The organism is Streptomyces sp. NPDC051310 (genome assembly GCF_044455245.1).
Classification (GTDB): domain Bacteria; phylum Actinomycetota; class Actinomycetes; order Streptomycetales; family Streptomycetaceae; genus Streptomyces.
The window spans coordinates 176,086-194,525 of the sequence record NZ_JBITEO010000009.1 but is presented as its reverse complement, the minus strand read 5'-3'; the positions used below and the strand labels follow the sequence as shown (position 1 = coordinate 194,525).

Here is an 18,440-nt window from a genome sequence, read left to right as displayed (position 1 = left end):
CGGACGCCGCGAGGACGGCCGACGTCCGCGTCCCCTACCGCGAACCGGTCTCCTGACCACCCGGCAGGCGGCCCTGCCGGGCGAGGGCCTCCAGCGTGTCCAGCGCCTCCCGGGCGGCGGCCGCCGCGGCGGGGTCCCGCTCCGCAAGGCCGCTCGCCGTGAACTCGTCCTCGTCCAGGCGCAGCACGTCGCCGCCGTCCGCCGGCACCCACAGGTCCAGGTCCAGGTCCTCGACGACCACCTCACCGGCGCCGGCGTCGACCACGGCGGGCCGGGTGATGTCGCAGTACCAGCCCTTCAGGGAGCCGTCCGCCGCCCGGACCTCCTTCACCGCGTACCACCGGTCCCGCCAGTAGTGCTCGACGAAGACGTCACCCGGCTCGAACCGCACGAAGCCGAAGTCCCGCACCCCCTCGGCCGCCCACGGGGCGCGGACGGTCAGCCGGGTGCCGTCGTCCGCGACCACCGCCGCGGGATAGCGGATCTTCGTCCGCCCGGCCTTCACCAGGCGGATGTCAACCGAGCGTGCGGACATGCCGTACCTCGGTGCCGCAGATCTCGTAACCGAACCACTTGTTGATCGCCAGCATCGGCTCGTTGGCGCCGTCGTTGCTGGTGTACGCGTCGGTGTACCCGGCGGCGCGGGCCCGGCGCAGCGAGTCGGTCTTCGCGAGCTTCGCCAGGCCCCGGCCGCGGTGGTCGCGCAGCGTGCCGGTCATGCCCGAGACGTACGTGGTCCCGCCGTCGGTGTAGGCGGCGGTGAAGGCCGCCACCTTGCCGTCCACGGTGACGACGCTGGACAGGCCGTGGTCCAGCAGCGGGTTGTTCCAGGTGTGGCCGAGCCAGTCCTCGTAGTCGTCGAAGTCCGTCCCGATGTCGCTCGGCTCGTCCGAGGTCGCCTCCGCGTCGGCCTCGAACATCGGCCGCGGGTCGGCCAGGTAGTCGGCCGCGGTGCGCAGTTCGACACCCGGCGGGAGCGTGCCGGGGAGCTCGGGGAGGGTGGCGCCCGCCAGGTCCAGGCGCTGGAAGTGCGCCGAGCGGGTGGGGCGGTAGCCGCGCTTCGCGGCGAACTCCAGGTTCCGCGGTTCGTCCATCACCCAGGCGTAGACCGTCGTGGCGCCCTCGGCCGCCAGGTGCTCCTCGGCGGCGCGCAGCAGCAGGCCGCCCGCGCCCGCGCCCCGGTGGCCGGCGGCGACCTGCGGGGTCGCGTACGCCTGCCCGGGCTCGCTGCTGTCGTACGCGATGCCGGCGTAGACCGTGCCGATGATCTCGCCGTCCTTCTCGGCGACGAGCAGACGGAGCTTCTTGGCGGGGTTCGCCGTCTCGACGTCGAAGAGGACGGAGCGGGGCGTCACCGCCATGAAGGGGACGGCCGCCCGCCGGGACCGGGCCACGGCCTCGGCGTCCCGGGGCCGGAAATCACGCACGATCACTGTCATGGTGCCGCACGCTACGCGGACCCCCCGCCCCGTCGCCTCCCAATTTCCGCGCGGTGGGGGAGAATCGGGCCCGTGACCCTGAAGATCTCCATCGACGCGGGCTCCTCCACCGCCCCGTACGAACAGCTGCGCGCCCAGATCTCGGAGCAGGCCCGCTCCGGGCGGCTGCCGGTCGGCTACAAGCTGCCGACGGTCCGGGGCCTCGCGGAGGAGCTGGGCCTCGCCGCGAACACGGTCGCCAAGGCGTACCGGGTGCTGGAGGCCGACGGCGTGATCGAGACGCGCGGCCGGGGCGGCACGTTCGTCGCCCCGGCGGCCGACGCCGCGGCCCGCCAGGCCGCTTCGGCGGCCGCCGCCTACGCCGCGGAGGCCCGCCGCCTGGGCCTCACCCGGACCGACGCGCTCACCGCGGTGACGGACGCGCTGCGCGCGGCGTACGGCGACTAGGCCCTGCCGATCCCGCCGGGCGGGGGTCAGCGGGAGCGCCGCGCCTCCGGGGTCACCGCGGAGAACTCGACGGCGACGTCGTAGACGCCCGGGCTGGACGTGACGGGCGTGCGCGGGTCCCCGGCCGCGGCGCGGGTGCGCTCCTGGAACCCGGCGTCCGCGGTGGCGGCTTCCCACGCCTCCTGGCTCTCCCAGTGCGACACGTTGACGAGCTGGTACCGGGTCTCCGACGAACGCGCCCGGTGCAGCCGGGAGTCCAGGAACCCCGGTTTGGCGCTCATCAGCGCGGCGCGCTCCTCCCACCGGGCGACGAACCCGTCGACCTGGTCGGCTGCTATCTCGAAGATGTTGATGAAGGTGACGGGCGTCCGCGTCGCGTCGGCCTGCCGGCTGTCCTCGGTCATGGGAACTCCCGGATCGGATGTGCCGACGCCGCGCAGGCCCGGTAACCACCGCCGTACGGCAGGGTCGGCCGGGGGCCGGGCGGTCCCCGTACCGGGGACGATACCGAAGGCGTCCGGTCCGGCCGCTGCCATTGCCTGTCGACGCGTCAGGTGTGAGCGGGGTCACCGGAACCCCGCAGCGGGAGCGGACAGGTCCGAGTGTGAATCATTCCTTGCGTGCCCGGATCAGGGCCGGTGACCCGGAGGCGTTCCGGGTCCTGTTCGACGAACACAGCCAGACGGTGTACCGGCACGCCGTGCGAGTCCTGGGCGACTGGGCAGCGGCCGAGGACGTCACCTCCCTCGTCTTCCTCGAGGCGTGGCGACTGCGCGAGGGCGTCCGGCCCGAATCCGAGGAGCCGCTGCGGCCGTGGCTGTTCGGCATCTGCACGAACGTGCTGCGCAACACGGCCCGCGCGGCACGCCGGCACGAGGCGGCCCTCCGGCGTGTGCCGGCGAGCCGGGCACTGCCGGACTTCGCGGATGAGCTGGCCGGGCGCCTCGACGACGCCGACGAACTCGCCGCGGCACAGCGCGCCCTCGCCCGTCTCCGGCGCGGCGAGCGGGAGGTCTTCACCCTGTGCGTCTGGAGCGGCCTGAGCTACGCGGAGGCCGCCGAGGCGCTGGGCGTCGCGGTGGGCACGGTGCGCTCACGTCTCGCCCGTGCACGCAAGCGCCTGCTCAAGCTCTCCGCGGAGGAGCTGAGCGCACGATCGGGGCGGCGGAACACGGAACCGCCCGCCGCCCGCGGACAGGTACGGGATGGCCACCCCCTGGTGGCCCGGTCACTGAGGAAGGCACACCGATGACGTACGACGCCCTCACCCCCGAGGAAGAACTCGGCCGGCTCCTGCCGCCGCCGGGCGACCCGGTGCTGCCCCCCGACCGCAAGTCTTCGATGGAGAGGCATCTGATGAGCGAGATACACCGGTCCCGCACCGGCCGGGCCGACGAACACACCGCCCGTGTCCGCCCCGTGCCCCGGGTCCGCCGGGCGCTGCTCGCGGGCGCGGCGGCCACCGCGGCCCTCGCCGTGGCGGTACCGCTGGCGCAGCAGCCCGAGGCGGCGCCCCCGCGCACGGACTCGCCCACCTTCCTCCTGGCCGCCGCGGCGGACCAGGCGGCCCGGCAGCCCGGCGGCAAGCGCTACTGGCAGACCACCAGCACCGACCGGCAGGTGGTCGTCGCCAAGGGGCTCCCGACCCGCTTCGCCTTCACCTGCACGGACACGGTGACGGTGACGGTGGACACCGCGGCCGGGAAGCGGGGGCGGACCACCACCTCGGTCGAGGGCCAGGGCTGCCGCGGGCTCACGCCGGCGGACACGGCGGCCTGGAAGCAGGCCGGTTCACCCGCCACCTTCGCCAACACGGCCGGCGGCCGGACCGTCGTCAAGGGCGAGAACTCCACCCGGGAACTCGTACGGGGACCGGGCGACGGGGCCATGTTCCCCGTCGGCAGGGCCCTGCTGCCGCTGGAGGAGGTGCGTGCGCTGCCCGACTCGCCGGAGAAGCTGAAAGCACTGCTGTCGAAGAAGCTGCATCCCCGGTACGACAAGGGCGTCAAAGCGTACGACATCGGTCCGCTGGACGAGCTCCGCGGCCTCTCGCCGGAGGAGGCCCGAAGGCTTCTCGAGGAGAGGACGCTGAACCGGCGGCTGTTCGCCGCCGCCCGGGACATCGTCCTGGACCTGCCGGCCGAGCCGGGCGCACGCGCGGCCGCCTTCCGCCTGCTGGCCGGACTGCCGAAGGTGAAGGTCACGGAGCACGTGAAGGACGAGGCGGGCCGCGAGGGCACCGCGGTCTCCCTGCCGGCCTTCCAGCCGCCCATGGGCCGGGTGGAGGAGCGGCTGGTCTTCGACCCCGCCTCGTCCAGGGCCCTGGCGGCCGAGACCGTACTCGTGCGCTCCGACCCGGGCACCCCCGCGTCGCTGCGCCCCGGGACGGTGGTCGCCTCCCGCACGGTGAGCGCGGCGGAGTGGTCCCACACGGCCCCCTGAGCCGAGTCCGTGAGGTCCCGTCCGCCCGCCCGGGCGGACGGGACCTCACGGGCCGGTCAGAGGTACAGACCCGCCTCGCGGCCCCGGGCCTGGTCGGGAACCGCGGCGGGGGAGGTGCCGCGGCGCAGGGCGAACAGCTCCGCCAGGGTCGCCCCCTCGCGGCCGACACCTTCCTCGGTGCCGAGCCACGCCACCGACTCCTCGCGCGTCAGGCGACCGACCTCGATGCGGGCCAGGCAGCGGCCGGGGCGCACCACCGCCGGGTGGAGCCGCTCCAGGTCCTCGTTCGTGGTGACGCCCACCAGGACGTTGCGGCCCTGCCCCAGCAGGCCGTCCGTCAGGTTCAGCAGCCGCGACAGGGCCTGGCCCGCCGTGTGCCTGGCCTCGCCGCGGATGAGCTCGTCGCAGTCCTCCAGGAGCAGCAGCCGCCAGCGGCCCTTCGCGGTGCCGTCGTCCTCGCCGATCGCGATGTCCATCAGGTAGCCGACGTCGTTGAAGAGCCGCTCCGGGTCGAGCACGCAGTCCACCTGGCACCAGTCCCGCCACGACCGGGCGAGCGTGCGCAGCGCGGAGGTCTTGCCGGTGCCGGGAGGGCCGTGCAGGAGCAGCAGCCGGCCCGCGATGTCGTCGGGCGTGACCTTCATCAGCCGGTCCATCGCCTCCGCCACCGGAGCCGTGTAGTTGGGGCGCACCTCGTCCCACGACCCGGCGGCGATCTGCCGTGTCGTGCGGTGCGGGCCCCGGCGCGGGGACACGTACCAGAAGCCCATGGTCACGTTGTCCGGCTGCGGTTCCGGCTCGTCCTGCGCGCCGTCCGTCGCCTGCTTCAGGATCCGTTCGGCCAGTTCGGAGTCGACCGCGGTCACGGTCACGTCCGCGCCGCGGTTCCAGCGGGAGACCAGCAGTGTCCAGCCGTCGCCCTCGGCGAGGGTCGCGCTGCGGTCGTCGTCGCGGGTGGCGCGCAGCACCGCGGCCCCCGGCGGGAGGAGCGTCGCGCCGGACCGTACGCGCTCGATGGTGACGCCGTGCGCGTACGGCTGCTCGCCCGTCGCGAAGCGCCCGAGGAACAGCGCGTCGAGGACATCGGAAGGGGAATCGCTGTCGTCGACGGTGAGCCGGATCGGCAGGGCGTCCTGCGGCGGGGATGGCGTGGCAGACATGCGCCCATGATCTGCCACGCGCGTCCTCCCCGCACGGTGTTTATGCGCGCGCCGGTGCGCTCCCTTCCGGGACGCCGCGCAGCACGCCCCCGGTCCGGCGGGCGGCCCACCGGGCGCGGCGCACCACCGCGTACCCCTTGGTGAGCGCCCGGTCCTTGGCGAAGGACCGGCCGATCGCCACGCCCTCCAGGAGCCGCCCGAACTCCTCGATGCCCGTGGCGCGCCGCACGGTCACCCGGCGCAGCGCGTACGGCCCCTGCGCCCGCCGGGCGAGCGCGTTGCCCACGGCGAGCGCCTGCGCGAAGCCGGCCGCCCGCACCGCGTGCCGCACCCGGCGGCTGGAGTAGCCGTAGGGGTAGGCGAACGAGACGGGCGCGGTGCCGAGTTCGCCGGTGATGATCTCCCTGCATCGTAGGGTCTCGAACGCCAGGCGCCGGTCGTCGAGTTGGTCCAGCTGCGGATGGGTGTGGGTGTGGCCGCCGATCTCCGTCCCGGCGGCGGCGAGCTCGCGCACCTGGTCCCAGTCGAGCATGGTGTCCAGCGCGCCGCCCTCGTCGTACGCGCCCCGCAGCCACCCCGTCGAGACGAACAGGGTGGCGGTGAAGCCGTACCGGGCCAGGACGGGCAGGGCGTGCCGGTGCACGCCCTCGTACCCGTCGTCGAAGGTGATCAGCACGGGGCGCTCCGGCAGCGCCGCCCCGGTCCGCCAGGCGCCGCCCAGACGCGCCGTCGTGACGGGGGTGAACCCGCGTGCGCCGAGCAGCTCCATCTGCGCGGCGAACGCCTCCGGCGCGACGGACAGCCCGTACGCCGCCCGCGCGGGCCGGTGGCCGACGGCGTGGTACATCAGGATCGGCACGGCGGGTGCGGCGGGCACGCCGGGCACGGAGCACGAGCAGGACCCGGAAGCGCTCACGGCACCACTCCCGTGGGCGCCTGCGCGGCCGGTACGTCGTCGGCGGGTGCCTGCGCGGCCGGTCCGCGGTCCGCAGGAGCCCCTCCGGGCGGCCCGTCCGCCGCGGGGGCGCCGCCGATCGGGCCGCCCGCGAAGGCCGTGCCGCCGCGGCGGCGAAACTGCCACGTCCCCCGGAGGTAGCCGCCCGCCGCCACCGCCACACCGGTGACGATCGCGCCCGCCCGTCCCGCGCCGCCCGGCCGGCCGAGCACGAAGTCCCGTACGCCGCGCGCCACTCCGGCGGGCAGCACCCGCGAGGTGTAGTGCCGTTCGGTCTCCAGGCCCTTGTCCGCGCCCACGCTGCGGGCCACGAGCGCCTTGGACAGGCCCTCGGCCCAGACCCGGGCGCGGAAGTAGCGGTACGTCGCGCGGGCGGCCGGGACCTTGTGGTGGATGACCGCGCGGTCGTCGATGAGCAGGACCGCGTCCGGCAGGGCCTGGCCGAGCCGGATGCACAGCTCGGTCTCCTCGCAGCCCAGCGGCCGCTTGCCGCCGTCCCGCCCGATGCCGGTGGCGAAGCCGCCCGCCGCGTCGAAGGCGGTCCGCCGGAAGGAGGCGTTGCCGCCCAGGACGTTGCGGACGCGGACCCGACCCGGCGGGAGCCCCCGGTACGTGCAGCCGACGACCCAGTCGAACTCCTCGGGGAACCAGGCCGGGCGCCGGCCCGACGCCCAGGCGGGCACGGTCCGGCCGCCGACCGCCACCACGCGCGGGTCGCCGTACGCCTCGTCGAAGCGGCGCAGCCAGTCCCGCTCGGCGACGGCGTCGTCGTCGAGGAAGGCGACGATGTCGCCGCGGGCCGCCGCGATGCCGGTGTTGCGGCCGGCCGAGAGGCCGCGGGGGCCCGCGTTCGCGAGCACCCGCACCTCCTCCCCGGCGTCCGCGTACTCCCGGCCGAGCCGCTCCAGCAGCGCCGCGTTGTGGTCGACCACGAGCAGCGTCTCCAGGGCCGGCCGGGACTGCCGGCGCACCGATCCGACCGCCGCGAGGATGTCCTCCCAGCGGTCCTCGGTGTACGCGCAGATCACCACGGAGAACCGGCGACCGCTCACGGTCCGGCCACCTCTCCGCGCGGCACGCCGACCGAGAAGTCGGCCGTGCGGCGGCGCGCGGCGCCCCGGACGCCCTTCTCGCGGAGGATCACCCTCAGGACGCGGATGCCGTCGCGCAGGGCGTTGAGGTTGCTGACGCCGTGGATGCGCAGGTATTCGTGGCTGGGCACCTCCTGGACCCGCAGGCCCGCCTTGACGACCCGGATGTTGATCAGCGTCTCGATCTCGAAGCCGGTGCAGTCCAGGGTGATCCTGTCGAGGCAGTGGCGCCAGAAGGCGTTGTAGCCGTAGCAGAGGTCGGTGTAGCGGGCGCCGAACTTGGCGTTGACGATGGCGCACAGGGCGCGGTTGCCGAGGCGGCGGACGAAGGTCATGTCGTCCGTGCCGCCGCCGTTGGCGAAGCGGGAGCCCTTGGCGAAGTCGGCGCCGCCGACCAGCGCGGAGACGTAACTGACGATCTCCTGCCCGTCCGCGGAGCCGTCCGCGTCGACCATCACGATGATGTCGCCGGTGCAGGCGGCGAAGCCGCTGATCAGGGCGTCCCCCTTGCCCCTGCCGACCTGCTTGACGACCTTGACGTCCGGCCGCAGCTCGCGGGCGACGTCGACGGTGGCGTCGGTGGAGTTGCCGTCGACCAGCACGACCTCGTGGATCCAGTCGGGCAGGGTCTTGAAGACGTACGGAAGGTTCTCCGCCTCGTTCATGGCGGGAATGACCACGCTCACCGGCGGCGCGATGGCCAGGTGCGACGTGATCGCCCGGTAGCGGGCGGATATTCGGCTCGGTGCACGCCGGCCGGACTCGGCTGACGCGACGGCGGAGTCGCTCATGAGTCGGTTCCCTCTCGTCCGGTGGACCGCCCGCCCCGGGCGGTCCCGATGAGTTTCCGGTTCGAAAGGGGGGGTCTCACCCCGGTCATGACGGAATGGATCTCCGTACGGAATGGGGTGAGCTGATATTGCCGGCCGCACGCGGACACGCCTCGGCACAGATACGCACCGTGCACGGCACCCCCCTCGGGAGGGTCTCGTCCGGTGACCTGCCGGACCTGCGGGCGCACACCGTGCACGCTCGTCGGACCGGCCTGGTGCGGAAGAAACCCCCTACCGCGCCCCGCCCGTGTCCCTCGCGGCCTCTGGCCCTCCCCTGAGCCGGCATACGCGGGACCGATGCGGGTGATGTACGACGGTATTGATAAATGCGACTGTATGGCAAGACCTGGGCCCTGGGTCACCTTTTTGCTTCTTTGGCCCATCCCGATCGCATTTCTTCGATCTTTGGCGAAAGACGCAGGGGAAGGGTCACCCGGTTCCGGCCGAATTCCCGATCATGCGCCGGAAAAACAGAAGGAGATCCTTCCGTCGCGCCCTTCTGCGTTCAGGTGCGGGGCCCTTTCGCGCGCCGCACGCCGGAAACCGCCCCGAGCAGTACGGAGAGGGCGGCGACGGCCGCCACCGCGCCCCGTACGGACCACATGTGCAGCGCCGCCATCACCGCGGCGACGAGCACGTCCACCGCGACCGCGCCCGCCACGGCGAGGACCGTGCGGGTCGCCGGCTCCAGCCGGTGCAGCGCCGCGGCGAGGCCCGCCGCCGGTGCGGCCACCAGGAAGAAGAGGCCGAACGGCGCGCGCAGCGGCGTGTCGAGCCGCTCAGCGCCAGTACGGCACCCGTGCCCGCGACGGCGGCCGCCGCGCCCGCGAGCACGTGCAGCGCGTCGCCGCGGCACCTCACGCCCGGCACGGCCGAGGTGTCCTCGCGGTGACGCGGGCCCGGCTCCCCGCGGGGCCGCGGCCACAACGGCCCGACGGGCCGTCAGTCGCCGTGGCGCCGACCGGACTTCCCGGGATCAGCCGCAAGTTACCCGCAAGTCTTGGCATGGACACCCCACGCTGCTACGAACAATTCAGGCAGAAATCCTGCTCACAGGGAGGTTCCATGAAACTGTCCCGAGCCGCGGCATTATCCTCCTCACTCCTCCTGAGCGCCGTCCTCGCCCTGACCGGGGCGGGCGCGGCGCAGGCCGCTTCGTCGGCGGCCGTCGACTACGTGGCCCTCGGCGACTCCTACTCCTCCGGAGTCGGAGCCGGGAACTACGACAGTGCGAGCGGCAACTGCAAGCGCACCCCCCGCGCCTACCCCGCCTTGTGGGCGGCCGCCAACTCCCCCTCCTCGTTCGCCTTCACCGCCTGCTCAGGCGCCCGTACGAACGACGTGACGGCCAACCAGCTGGGCCCCCTCTCCTCCGCCACCGACCTCGTCTCCCTCACCGTCGGCGGCAACGACGCCGGGTTCGCCGACGTGATGACCACCTGCGTCCTGCAGTCCGAAGCCACCTGCATCGCGCGGGTCGAGGAGGCCAAGCGGTACGTCGACAGCACCCTGCCCGCCCGCCTCGACACCGTGTACACGGCCATCAGGAGCAAGGCGCCATCGGCCCGGGTCGTCGTCCTCGGCTACCCGCGCTTCTACAAACTGGGCGGCAGCTGCGTCGCCGGCCTCACCGAGAACGAACGCCGCGCCATCAACGGCGGCGCCGACCACCTCAACGCCGCCACCGCCAAACGCGCGGCCGACCACGGCTTCGCCTACGCGGACGTCGCCGCGGCCTTCACCGGCCACGAGATCTGCTCGGGCGCCTCCTGGCTGCACAGCGTGAACTGGCTCAACATCGGCGAGTCCTACCACCCCACCGCCGCCGGCCAGTCCGGTGGCTACCTGCCCGTCTTCAGGGCGACGGCGTGACCGTGTGACCGGGCGACGACGGCGGGCCGCCCGTCGGGCTCCCGTCGTCGCACGTGACCGAGAACCCCACCCAGTTCGACCGTGCCGCGACCGGGCTCCGGACCTCCAGCCGGACCCGGTCGCGGTACGTCCCGCCCTCGCCGTGCGTCGCCGCCACGGTGTGCCCGACCTGCTGCTCCGTGTGCTCGCCGGCGCCGAACTCCAGCGTCCGCCACGCCGATCCGGACTCCTCGTGGCTCTCGCCCACCCAGCGGTAGCCGACGGAGACGGGGGTGCGCCCCACCGTGATGGTGCCGGTGAAGGCCGGAGCGCGCCCGGCCGGCGGCGGGCACGTCCCGCTGTGGTCACCGCGCTCCGCCCGGACGTGGACCAGGACCGTCCGGTGCGGCGGGGGAGTGCGCGTCGCGGTGGACGGAGCCGGCTCCGAGGGCGTGCCGGCGGAGGCGGACGCATCCGGTGACGTCTGCGCCGGCGCCGTACCGGTGGGGCCGGTGCTCCCCGGCGCGCCCGCACCCCCCGCCGCGCCGCCGCCCCCGGTGCCGCCCGGGTCCTGTTCGCGCAGCAGTCCGTACACGAGGCCGCCGACCGCCAGCAGCAGGAAGGCCGCCCCCGCCACGAGGACGGCGACCGCGCGCCGCGACTGCTGCGCCGCCGGAACCGTCGAGCCGGAAGCCCGCGGTCCCGCGGGGCCCGCCGTGCCCTCCGGCGGGAACGCCGCGACCGTGGCCGCGGACGTGTCCGACGCCGCGACCGGGCCGGTACGCGCGCCGCCGCCCGCGCCGACGACCCGCAGCCGGTGTGCCGCCTCGTCGGCGGAGAGCCGCTCGGCCGGGTCCTTGCGCAGCAGCCCTTCGATCACCGGGGCCAGCGGCCCGGCCCGGCGCGGCGGCGGCAGCTCCTCGTCCACCGCGGCGCGCAGGGTGCTCAGCGGGGTGTTCCGGCGGAAGGGGGAGTTGCCCTCGACCGCCGCGTACAGCAGGACGCCGAGCGACCACAGGTCGGAGGCGGGACCGGGCGTCCGCCCCAACGCGCGCTCGGGCGCAAGGAACTCGGGCGAGCCGATCAGTTCGCCCGTCATGGTGAGGGGGGAGGTGCCCTCCACCGCCGCGACGCCGAAGTCCGTCAGCACCACCCGGCCGTCGTTGGCCAGCAGTACGTTGCCCGGCTTGACGTCCCGGTGCAGCACCCCCGCCCCGTGCGCCGCGCGCAGGGCCGCCAGCACCTCCGCCCCGATGTGCGCGGCCCGCCGGGGCGGCACCGGGCCCTCGGCGTCGAGCGCGTCCGACAGGGTCACCCCGCGGACCAGCTCCATCACGATCCACGGCCGGCCGCCCTCGGTGGCCACGTCGTAGACCGTGACCACATTGCGGTGCGAAACCCGGGCGGCCGCCCATGCCTCCCGCTCCAGCCGCGCGTACAGGCGCTGCTCGTCCGCCGCGGCAAGACCGGCCGGCGCGCGCACCTCCTTGACGGCCACCTCGCGGCCCAGCACCTCGTCACGGGCGCGCCACACGACCCCCATCCCGCCCTCGCCCAGCGGGTCCAGCAATCGGTAACGCCCCGCCACCAGCCGTTCCCCACCGGGCCTTTCGGTCACAGCGCCCCCTTCAGACGGTGTGGCGGAAACCCTTCCAAGCTAGCCGAAGTGGGGGCGGCGGGGAACGTGTCCAACTCGCCCTGGAATCAGATGTATTCGGAGAGTAATCGTCAACACCCGTACGTGGGTGGTGAATCACGTTCACCGGGATACACGAGTGTGAGGCCGGGGAGATAGGGTTAACCTGCCCGGGCCGGGTGACTTCGTACGGGTGGGGAGTGACATGGATCAGATAACAGTGCGCAGCAGGGCACGTGTGCCCGCGATCACCTGCGGGAGCAGCGCGACCAGTTCGCGGCTCGACCGCCACCTCTCGGTGCTCGGCGGCCCGGCCGTCCCGCAGCGTGAGGCGGCCGAGGCGACGCTGCTCATGCGGGAACTGACGACGCGTGATGTCGCGCACACCCGTATGAGCAAGAGTGCGCGTGTGCGGCTCTTCGCTCCGCTGCGCCGTCTGCGGCGCTCGCTGTTCGGCAACCACGGCTGACCCCGGGCGCAGGGCCCTCCCGGCCCTGACGGCTCCGTGCGCCCGGCCCGCCCGCACGCTCCCGGAACCCACCCGCGTCCCCGGTGACACGGCGCACAGCCAGCAGTCCTCAGGTGCGCCGCCGTACGACGCCGCGGCCCGGCCGGCCCCGACGGGGTCCATCGTGCCGAACGCGCGTGCCTGCGCGCCGGTCCGCTCCGCCGGCCGCGGTGAAACGTCCCTCCGGCCCGGTGGGCCGCCGGATCCGGCCGGAGCGGGGCCGGCGGACCGCCGAGGGGCGGCCGCCGGGGCCGGTGCGTCGTGTCAGGCGGTCACGCCCGCCCGGCGCAGCTCCGCGCGCAGCCCGGCCGGGACGCCCAGCTCGTCGAGGACCGCCTCCGTGTGCTCGCCGAGGGCCGGCACCGCCCCCATCCGGGGCTCCGCCCCGCCGGGCAGCGTGATCGGCGGCAGCATCGCCCGCAGGGGCCCCACCGCCGTGTCCACCTCCCGCCACCGCTCCCGCGCGGCGAGCTGCGGGTGGGCCGCCACGTCCGCCACCGTGTTCAGCCGGGCGCACGCGATACCCGCCGCCTCCAGGCGCTCGACGGCCTCCGCCGTGCCCAGCCGGGCCAGTGCCTCCGCCACCACCGCGTCCGTCTTCCCGCGGTGCGCCACGCGGGCGGTGTTCGTCGCGAAGGCCGGATCGTCGCCCAGCTCCGGCCGCCCCAGCACCTGCTCGGCCAGCCGGCGCCACTCGCGGTCGTTCTGCACCGACAGCAGCACCTGGCCCCCGTCGGCCGTCGGGTAGGCGTCGTAGGGCGCGATGACGGCGTGCGCGACCCCCGTGCGCGCCGGGGCCTCGCCCCCGTGCATCCCGTGGTGCAGCGGATGCCCCATCCACTCCGCGAGCGACTCCAGCATGGAGATCTCCACCGGTCCGCCGCGCCCCGTCGCCGCCCGCCGCACGAGCGCCGCCAGCACTCCGGAGAACGCGTACATCGCCGCCGCGATGTCGGCTGCCGGGATCCCCGCCTTGACCGGCTGCTCCGGCGTCCCGGTCACCGACACCAGCCCCGCCTCGCACTGCACGAGCATGTCGTACGCCCGCTTGTGCGCGTACGGGCCGCCGGCCCCGTACCCGGAGATGTCCACCGCGATCAGCCTGGGGTCGGCGGCGCAGAGCGTCGCCGCGTCCAGGCCGAGCCGCGCCGCCGCGCCCTGCGCCAGGTTCTGCACGAAGACGTCGGCGCCCGCCACGAGCCGGCGTGCCAGCTCCAGGCCGCGGGGGTCCTTGAGGTCCAGGGCGACGGACTCCTTGCCCCGGTTGCACCACACGAAGTGGGAGGCCAGACCTGCCGCCGCCGTGTCGTAACCGCGGGCGAAGTCACCGCCGTCCGGGCGCTCGATCTTGATGACCCGCGCCCCGAGGTCGGCGAGCTGCCGGGTGGCGAAGGGCGCGGAGACGGCCTGCTCGACGGCGACGACGGTGACGCCCTCCAGGGGCGGCGGCAGAGTGCTCATGCAGCCGTACCTATCGTGTACGTACCACCTTTGTCACCCCCCGGGTGCCGCGTACCTGCGCACCGCCAGCGGTACGCACACCGCCAGCAGTGCCAGCGACCAGCACAGCGCCCCCGCGACCGGGTGCGCCACCGGCCACGCCGCGCCCTCGGGTACGGGCGCGTTGCCGAACAGGTCCCGCAGCGCGGTCGTCACCGCCGAGACCGGGTTCCACTCGGCGACCGTGCGCAGCCAGCCCGGCATGCCGTCGGTCGGGATGTACGCGTTCGACAGCAGCGGCACCATGAAGGTGGCGCTGCCGAGCTGGCCCGCCGCCTCCTCGCTGCGCGAGGCGAGGCCCAGCAGAATCCCCACCCACGTCATGGCGAACCGGAACAGCAGCAGCAGCCCGAAGGCGCCCACCGCGGCCGGCGCCCCGCCGTCGATCCGCCACCCCATCGCCAGCCCCACCAGCATCAGCGGCACCAGCCCCACGGCCGTGGTCAGCAGGTCGGCCAGGGCCTGCCCCAGCGGCACGGCCGCCCGGCTCACGGGCATCGAGCGGAAGCGGTCCATCACGCCCCGGTGGGAGTCCTGTGCCGCGGCGAACATGCCGGTCATGACGCCGTTGGCGGCGGTGGCGACCAGCAGCCCCGGCACCAGGTAGGGGCGGTACTCGGTGCCCGGCATGGCGAGCGCGCCGCCGAGGACGTACCCGAAGAAGAGCAGGAAGACGATCGGCATCGTCTGCGTCATGACGAGCAGCGCCGGCGCGTGCCGGACGCGCCGGAGGTGGCGTCCGAGGACGGCGGCGCCGTCGTGCAGGACCGCGCTCATGCGGCGAGCCCCTGTCGGGCGGTGAGGCGGAGGAAGACCTCGTCGAGCGTGGGCGGACGCAGCGAGGCGTCGACGATCAGCACGCCCGCCGCGTCCAGTGCGCGGACGAGCCGGGGCAGCGTGAGGGTCCGGTCCGTCGTGACCGCCCCGGCGGTGCGCGCATCGGCGTCCAGGGCCGGCTGCGAGCCGGTGAGCCGGTCCAGCACCGCAGCGGCCGCGTCCAGGGCGGACGGGTCGGCGACGACGACCTCGGCGTAGCTGCCGATCATGGCCTTGAGCTGGGCCGGTGTGCCGCTGTGCGCCGCCCGTCCTTCGTCGACGAGGACGATGTCGTCGGCGAGCTGGTCCGCCTCCTCCAGGTACTGGGTGGTGAGCAGCACGGTGGTGCCCTGGGACGCCAGCCCCCGTACGGCGTCCCATACGGCGTTCCGGCTGTGCGGGTCCAGGCCGGTCGTCGGCTCGTCGAGGAAGAGCACCGTGGGCGGCACGAGCAGGCTGGCGGCCAGGTCCAGGCGGCGCCGCATGCCGCCGGAGTAGGTCCTGGCCGGGCGACCCGCGGCCGCCACGAGCCCGAACCGCTCCAGCAGTTCGTCGGCGCGGGCGCGCGGGGCGCGCAGCAGGCGGGCGAACAGCCGCAGGTTCTCGCGGCCGGTGAGGTCGCCGTCGACGGAGGCGTACTGGCCGGTGACGCCGATGCGGCGGCGTACGGAGGCGGGGTCGCGCACCACGTCGTGTCCGGCGACCCGGGCGCTGCCGGCGTCGGGGGTGGTGAGCGTGGTCAGGACCCGTACGGCGGTGGTCTTGCCGGCACCGTTCGGACCGAGCACCCCGCACACCGTTCCCTCGGGGACGGCGAGATCGAGCCCGCGCAGGGCGTGCACGTCCCCGTACCGCTTCTCCAGGCCCTCACTAAGTACAGCGTACGTAGAAGTCATGGCGGCACCGTACCGCACTACGTACGGTGTACGTAACTACGATGGGGGGCGAGGTGATGATCCATGGCGGGCCGAGCGGCCGAACCGGAAGTGATCTGGGCGCGCCCCGAGCGCACGGGCCGGGGCCCCAGGCCCGCGTACCGCCGCGCCGACATCGCGGCGGCGGGGGTGCGGATCGCCGACGCCGAGGGCATCGACGCCGTCTCGATGCGGCGCGTGGCGACCGAGCTGGGCTGCGGCACGATGTCGCTCTACAACTACGTGACCTGCAAGGCCGACCTGTACGAGCTGATGGTCGACGCGGTCAGCGGCGAGTACGAACTGCCGGACCGGCCGAGCGGCGACTGGAAGGCCGACATGCTGGCCCTGGCGCGCCAGACCCGCGGCATCATGTACCGCCACCCCTGGCTGACCCGGGTGATGTCGACCGTGTACGGCTTCAGCCCCAACGCCCTGCGCTACCTGGAGTTCTGCCTGGCCTGCCTGGCTCCGCTGGAGGTGCCGGGCGGCACCAGGATGGAGGTGATCGGGGCGGTCAACGGAACGGTCATGGCCGTGGTCGCCAACGAGCTGGCCATGGCCGAGCGCAGCCGCTCGCTGCCGTGGTCGCAGGAGCAGGAACAGGCGGTGCGCGCCGCGTACCTGACGCGGGAGCTGGCGAGCGGAGCGTACCCGCGGCTCGCGGAGGTCCTCGCGCAGGCACCGGCGGCCATCGACGCCGACGAGGTCTTCGAGCGCACGCTCCGGCGGGTACTGGACTCCTTCGGCTGAGCCGCTCCTGCGGCCGAGCCCGCTACAGCAGGGCCAGCTGGCCCTCCGGCCCCTCCTCCTCCCGGTCCAGGACGGAAGCGGGCCGGCGGGCCGCGCCGGGCACGGGGAGCACGCCGGCCGCGCGCAGCTCGGCGGCGGTGATCGTCCCGGCCCCGGACAGGGCGGGCCGTTCGGACTCCAGCCGGGCCTGGAGCGCCAGCACCGTGATCAGCTCCAGCAGCTCGGACGTCCACCCCTGGGGCCAGGCGGCCCGTCCGATCGCCTCCAGGGTGCCCGGCTCGGCGGGGGAGGTGCGCCGCTCGAACCACAGCTCCAGCATCCGGATCCCGCCCACGCGGTAGTCCCACGCCTCGGCCGGTACGGGCGCCACCCGGCCCGTGTCACCCACCAGGAGGACCTCCCCGGCCGCGTCGTACGCCAGCGTCCGCGGGTGCGGCGGCAGCGCGGCACGCACGTAGGGCCGCCGCCCGCCGGGCAGCCGGGGGCGCTCGCCGCCCCGGGCGCCGCGCACCTGCACCGCCGTCATGCGGCGGCCCAGCGCCACGCCCGACGCCCAGACGAGCGGGTCGGCGGGCAGCGGGACGACGCACCCGGCGGGGGAGGGGCGGGCGGCGGCCAGCGCCCACGCCAGCACGTCCTCGGCGGTGACCTCGGTGCCGTACCGCCCGCTCAGCACCTCGGGCAGTCCCGGTGCCACGTTCGGCTCCCGGCCGCCGGGGCGCCGGTACAGCGGCCGGATGCGGCCCGGGCGGCCCGCGGGGGAGCGCCCGTCGGGCAGCACGGCCGACACCAGCAGCGCGGGCCCCGGCGCCTGCGGGACGTACCCCTGCTCGACGGCGAACAGCTGCCGCTCGTCGGCCACCCGCCACAGCTCCGGCCTCGCCGCGTCCAGCAGCCGGTGGTCGGGCAGCAGCCACTGCTCGTCGAACGGCCCGTGCGCCAGCCGCACCGGCTCCGGGCACGGCCCCGCCTCCCGCGCCAGCCGGGCCGTCCCGGTGCGCTGCCCGGGCAGCGCGGGGACCGAACTCGACAGCGTCCGCGCCCGGCTGGGACGGAACAGCGCCTCCCGCTCGTCCCGGCCGGCCCGCACCAGCGCGTCCCAGCGGGCGCGCAGCGTCGCCGCGTCCGGGGCGACGACCCAGGCCCGCCCCGGCCGCAGCGGCGCCACCGACCACGGCATCACGTCGTCGAGGAGCACGTCATCCGTCACCCGCCGCATGCTAGGGGGTGTCGGTCCGATCACGCCGGGCGTCGCGAGCCCGGCGTGATCGGCAAGACACCCCCCCCAGGGGGGTCAGTCCGCCTCCACCGTGACGGTGAAGGAGAACCGGTCGCCGCGGTAGCGGATCCGCGCCACGTCCACCACCCGGCCGTCCTCGCCGTACGTCACGCCCGTGTAGTGCAGGATCGGCGACAGCAGTGGGACCTGCAGGAGCTCGGCCGTCTCGGGGTCGGCCAGCCGGGCCTCCACGGTGTCGGTGATGCGGCTGATCCGCACCCCGACCGTGTCGCGGAGGACCTTCGTCATCGGCCACCGCTCCAGGTCGGCGAGGTCGATGCCGGCCGCGACGTCCGGGCGGACGGCGTTCTCCGCCCAGTTGGTGGGCTCACCGCTCTCGCCGTCGCAGCGCAGCCGCCGGTACGTGACGACCTCCGCCACGTCCGGGAAGTGCTCGGCGAGCTCCGCCGGGAGCCCGCCGGGCACCGCCGCCGTCCCGTGGCCGAGAATCGTCGTCCGCTCACCCGACTGCTGGGCCACGATCGCGTCGATCGAGCCGAGCAGCCGGCGCGGGGTGGAGCGCCGGGCGCCCGGCTCGATGAACGTGCCGCGCCGCCGGTGCCGGCTGATCAGGCCCTCGGCCTCCAGCTCCTTGAGCGCCTGCCGCATGGTCAGCACGCTCACGCCGTAGTGCGCGGCCAGCTGCTCCTCGGTGGGCAGGCGCAGCGACGCGTCCGGCGCCCGTCCGAGTATGGAGGCGCGCAGGGACTGCGAGACCTGGTACCAGAGCGGCAGCTTGCGGTTCAGGACCAGCGAGTCGGGGGCGAAGGCGGTCACGGCAACTCCGTACGACTGCGACGAGTGCGGCCCGGCGGG

General features: G+C 74.7%; 20 protein-coding genes. 6 read left to right on the top strand and 14 right to left on the bottom strand.

The annotated features are described in order from the left end of the window. Window positions 1-34 precede the first annotated feature (34 nt). Together ACIA79_RS15785 and ACIA79_RS15780 are read right to left on the bottom strand one after the other, a co-directional pair. Window positions 35-535 (bottom strand): DUF402 domain-containing protein, encoded by a 501-nt coding sequence (locus tag ACIA79_RS15785; RefSeq protein WP_399428807.1) that lies wholly within the window; start codon window positions 533-535, stop codon window positions 35-37. Then, the gene (locus ACIA79_RS15780) at window positions 516-1,439 is read right to left on the bottom strand and encodes a GNAT family N-acetyltransferase (RefSeq protein WP_399428806.1); all 924 of its coding nucleotides are present in this window, start codon (window positions 1,437-1,439) and stop codon (window positions 516-518) included. The genes ACIA79_RS15785 and ACIA79_RS15780 overlap by 20 nt, the downstream gene beginning before the upstream one ends. 72 nt (window positions 1,440-1,511) lie before the next feature. Here ACIA79_RS15780 and ACIA79_RS15775 point away from each other — a divergent pair, with 72 nt between their 5' ends. Beyond that, window positions 1,512-1,886: a GntR family transcriptional regulator gene (locus tag ACIA79_RS15775; protein ID WP_399428805.1), complete on the top strand. Its 375-nt coding sequence runs from the start codon at window positions 1,512-1,514 to the stop codon at window positions 1,884-1,886. Between the two features lie 26 nt (window positions 1,887-1,912). Here the strand turns inward: ACIA79_RS15775 and ACIA79_RS15770 are convergent, their stop codons facing one another. After that, entirely contained in the window at window positions 1,913-2,290 is a 378-nt protein-coding gene (locus ACIA79_RS15770; RefSeq protein ID WP_399428804.1) for an antibiotic biosynthesis monooxygenase family protein, read from the bottom strand. 200 nt (window positions 2,291-2,490) lie between these two features. Between ACIA79_RS15770 and ACIA79_RS15765 the strand changes: the two genes are divergently transcribed. Continuing rightward, window positions 2,491-3,138, top strand: coding sequence for an RNA polymerase sigma factor (locus ACIA79_RS15765; protein WP_399428803.1), 648 nt, complete (start codon window positions 2,491-2,493; stop codon window positions 3,136-3,138). Continuing rightward, window positions 3,135-4,328 (top strand): hypothetical protein, encoded by a 1,194-nt coding sequence (locus ACIA79_RS15760; protein ID WP_399428802.1) that lies wholly within the window; start codon window positions 3,135-3,137, stop codon window positions 4,326-4,328. The genes ACIA79_RS15765 and ACIA79_RS15760 overlap by 4 nt, the downstream gene beginning before the upstream one ends. A gap of 56 nt (window positions 4,329-4,384) precedes the next feature. Here the strand turns inward: ACIA79_RS15760 and ACIA79_RS15755 are convergent, their stop codons facing one another. The 5 genes from ACIA79_RS15755 to ACIA79_RS15735 form a co-directional block, all read right to left on the bottom strand. Continuing rightward, on the bottom strand, window positions 4,385-5,488 hold the full coding sequence (locus ACIA79_RS15755; RefSeq protein ID WP_399428801.1) for a DUF5925 domain-containing protein: 1,104 nt from the start codon (window positions 5,486-5,488) through the stop codon (window positions 4,385-4,387). A 40-nt stretch (window positions 5,489-5,528) separates the two neighbouring features. Next, on the bottom strand, window positions 5,529-6,335 hold the full coding sequence (locus ACIA79_RS15750; protein WP_399428890.1) for a polysaccharide deacetylase family protein: 807 nt from the start codon (window positions 6,333-6,335) through the stop codon (window positions 5,529-5,531). A 65-nt stretch (window positions 6,336-6,400) separates the two neighbouring features. Then, window positions 6,401-7,495 (bottom strand): glycosyltransferase family 2 protein, encoded by a 1,095-nt coding sequence (locus tag ACIA79_RS15745; protein WP_399428800.1) that lies wholly within the window; start codon window positions 7,493-7,495, stop codon window positions 6,401-6,403. Beyond that, window positions 7,492-8,325, bottom strand: a complete 834-nt coding sequence (locus tag ACIA79_RS15740) for a glycosyltransferase family 2 protein (RefSeq protein ID WP_399428799.1) — start codon at window positions 8,323-8,325, stop codon at window positions 7,492-7,494. The genes ACIA79_RS15745 and ACIA79_RS15740 overlap by 4 nt, the downstream gene beginning before the upstream one ends. A gap of 547 nt (window positions 8,326-8,872) precedes the next feature. After that, on the bottom strand, window positions 8,873-9,100 hold the full coding sequence (locus tag ACIA79_RS15735) for a hypothetical protein (protein WP_399428798.1): 228 nt from the start codon (window positions 9,098-9,100) through the stop codon (window positions 8,873-8,875). Window positions 9,101-9,432: 332 nt separating this feature from the next. Here ACIA79_RS15735 and ACIA79_RS15730 point away from each other — a divergent pair, with 332 nt between their 5' ends. After that, on the top strand, window positions 9,433-10,239 hold the full coding sequence (locus ACIA79_RS15730) for an SGNH/GDSL hydrolase family protein (protein WP_399428797.1): 807 nt from the start codon (window positions 9,433-9,435) through the stop codon (window positions 10,237-10,239). Here the strand turns inward: ACIA79_RS15730 and ACIA79_RS15725 are convergent. Then, window positions 10,223-11,836, bottom strand: coding sequence for a protein kinase (locus ACIA79_RS15725; protein ID WP_399428796.1), 1,614 nt, complete (start codon window positions 11,834-11,836; stop codon window positions 10,223-10,225). The two genes, ACIA79_RS15730 and ACIA79_RS15725, sit on opposite strands and share 17 nt — an antisense overlap. Window positions 11,837-12,059: 223 nt before the next feature. Between ACIA79_RS15725 and ACIA79_RS15720 the strand changes: the two genes are divergently transcribed. Further along, a complete protein-coding gene (locus ACIA79_RS15720; RefSeq protein ID WP_399428795.1) occupies window positions 12,060-12,323 on the top strand; it encodes a hypothetical protein in 264 nt (87 codons plus the stop codon). 303 nt (window positions 12,324-12,626) lie between these two features. Here the strand turns inward: ACIA79_RS15720 and ACIA79_RS15715 are convergent, their stop codons facing one another. The 3 genes from ACIA79_RS15715 to ACIA79_RS15705 are packed head-to-tail and all read right to left on the bottom strand — an operon-like array spanning window position 12,627 to window position 15,574. After that, window positions 12,627-13,823: a CaiB/BaiF CoA transferase family protein gene (locus tag ACIA79_RS15715; RefSeq protein ID WP_399428794.1), complete on the bottom strand. Its 1,197-nt coding sequence runs from the start codon at window positions 13,821-13,823 to the stop codon at window positions 12,627-12,629. 33 nt (window positions 13,824-13,856) lie between these two features. Beyond that, the gene (locus tag ACIA79_RS15710; RefSeq protein WP_399428793.1) at window positions 13,857-14,639 is read right to left on the bottom strand and encodes an ABC transporter permease; all 783 of its coding nucleotides are present in this window, start codon (window positions 14,637-14,639) and stop codon (window positions 13,857-13,859) included. After that, window positions 14,636-15,574, bottom strand: coding sequence for an ATP-binding cassette domain-containing protein (locus tag ACIA79_RS15705; protein WP_399428792.1), 939 nt, complete (start codon window positions 15,572-15,574; stop codon window positions 14,636-14,638). The genes ACIA79_RS15710 and ACIA79_RS15705 overlap by 4 nt, the downstream gene beginning before the upstream one ends. A gap of 63 nt (window positions 15,575-15,637) precedes the next feature. On the opposite strand from ACIA79_RS15705, the gene ACIA79_RS15700 reads away from it, so the two are divergent. Then, on the top strand, window positions 15,638-16,345 hold the full coding sequence (locus tag ACIA79_RS15700; RefSeq protein WP_399428791.1) for a TetR/AcrR family transcriptional regulator: 708 nt from the start codon (window positions 15,638-15,640) through the stop codon (window positions 16,343-16,345). 22 nt (window positions 16,346-16,367) lie between these two features. Here ACIA79_RS15700 and ACIA79_RS15695 read toward each other — a convergent pair whose 3' ends face one another. Both ACIA79_RS15695 and ACIA79_RS15690 read right to left on the bottom strand, forming a co-directional pair. Beyond that, entirely contained in the window at window positions 16,368-17,564 is a 1,197-nt protein-coding gene (locus ACIA79_RS15695) for a type ISP restriction/modification enzyme (protein WP_399428790.1), read from the bottom strand. A 75-nt stretch (window positions 17,565-17,639) separates the two neighbouring features. Further along, the gene (locus ACIA79_RS15690) at window positions 17,640-18,401 is read right to left on the bottom strand and encodes a GntR family transcriptional regulator (RefSeq protein ID WP_399428789.1); all 762 of its coding nucleotides are present in this window, start codon (window positions 18,399-18,401) and stop codon (window positions 17,640-17,642) included. Window positions 18,402-18,440: the final 39 nt, after the last annotated feature.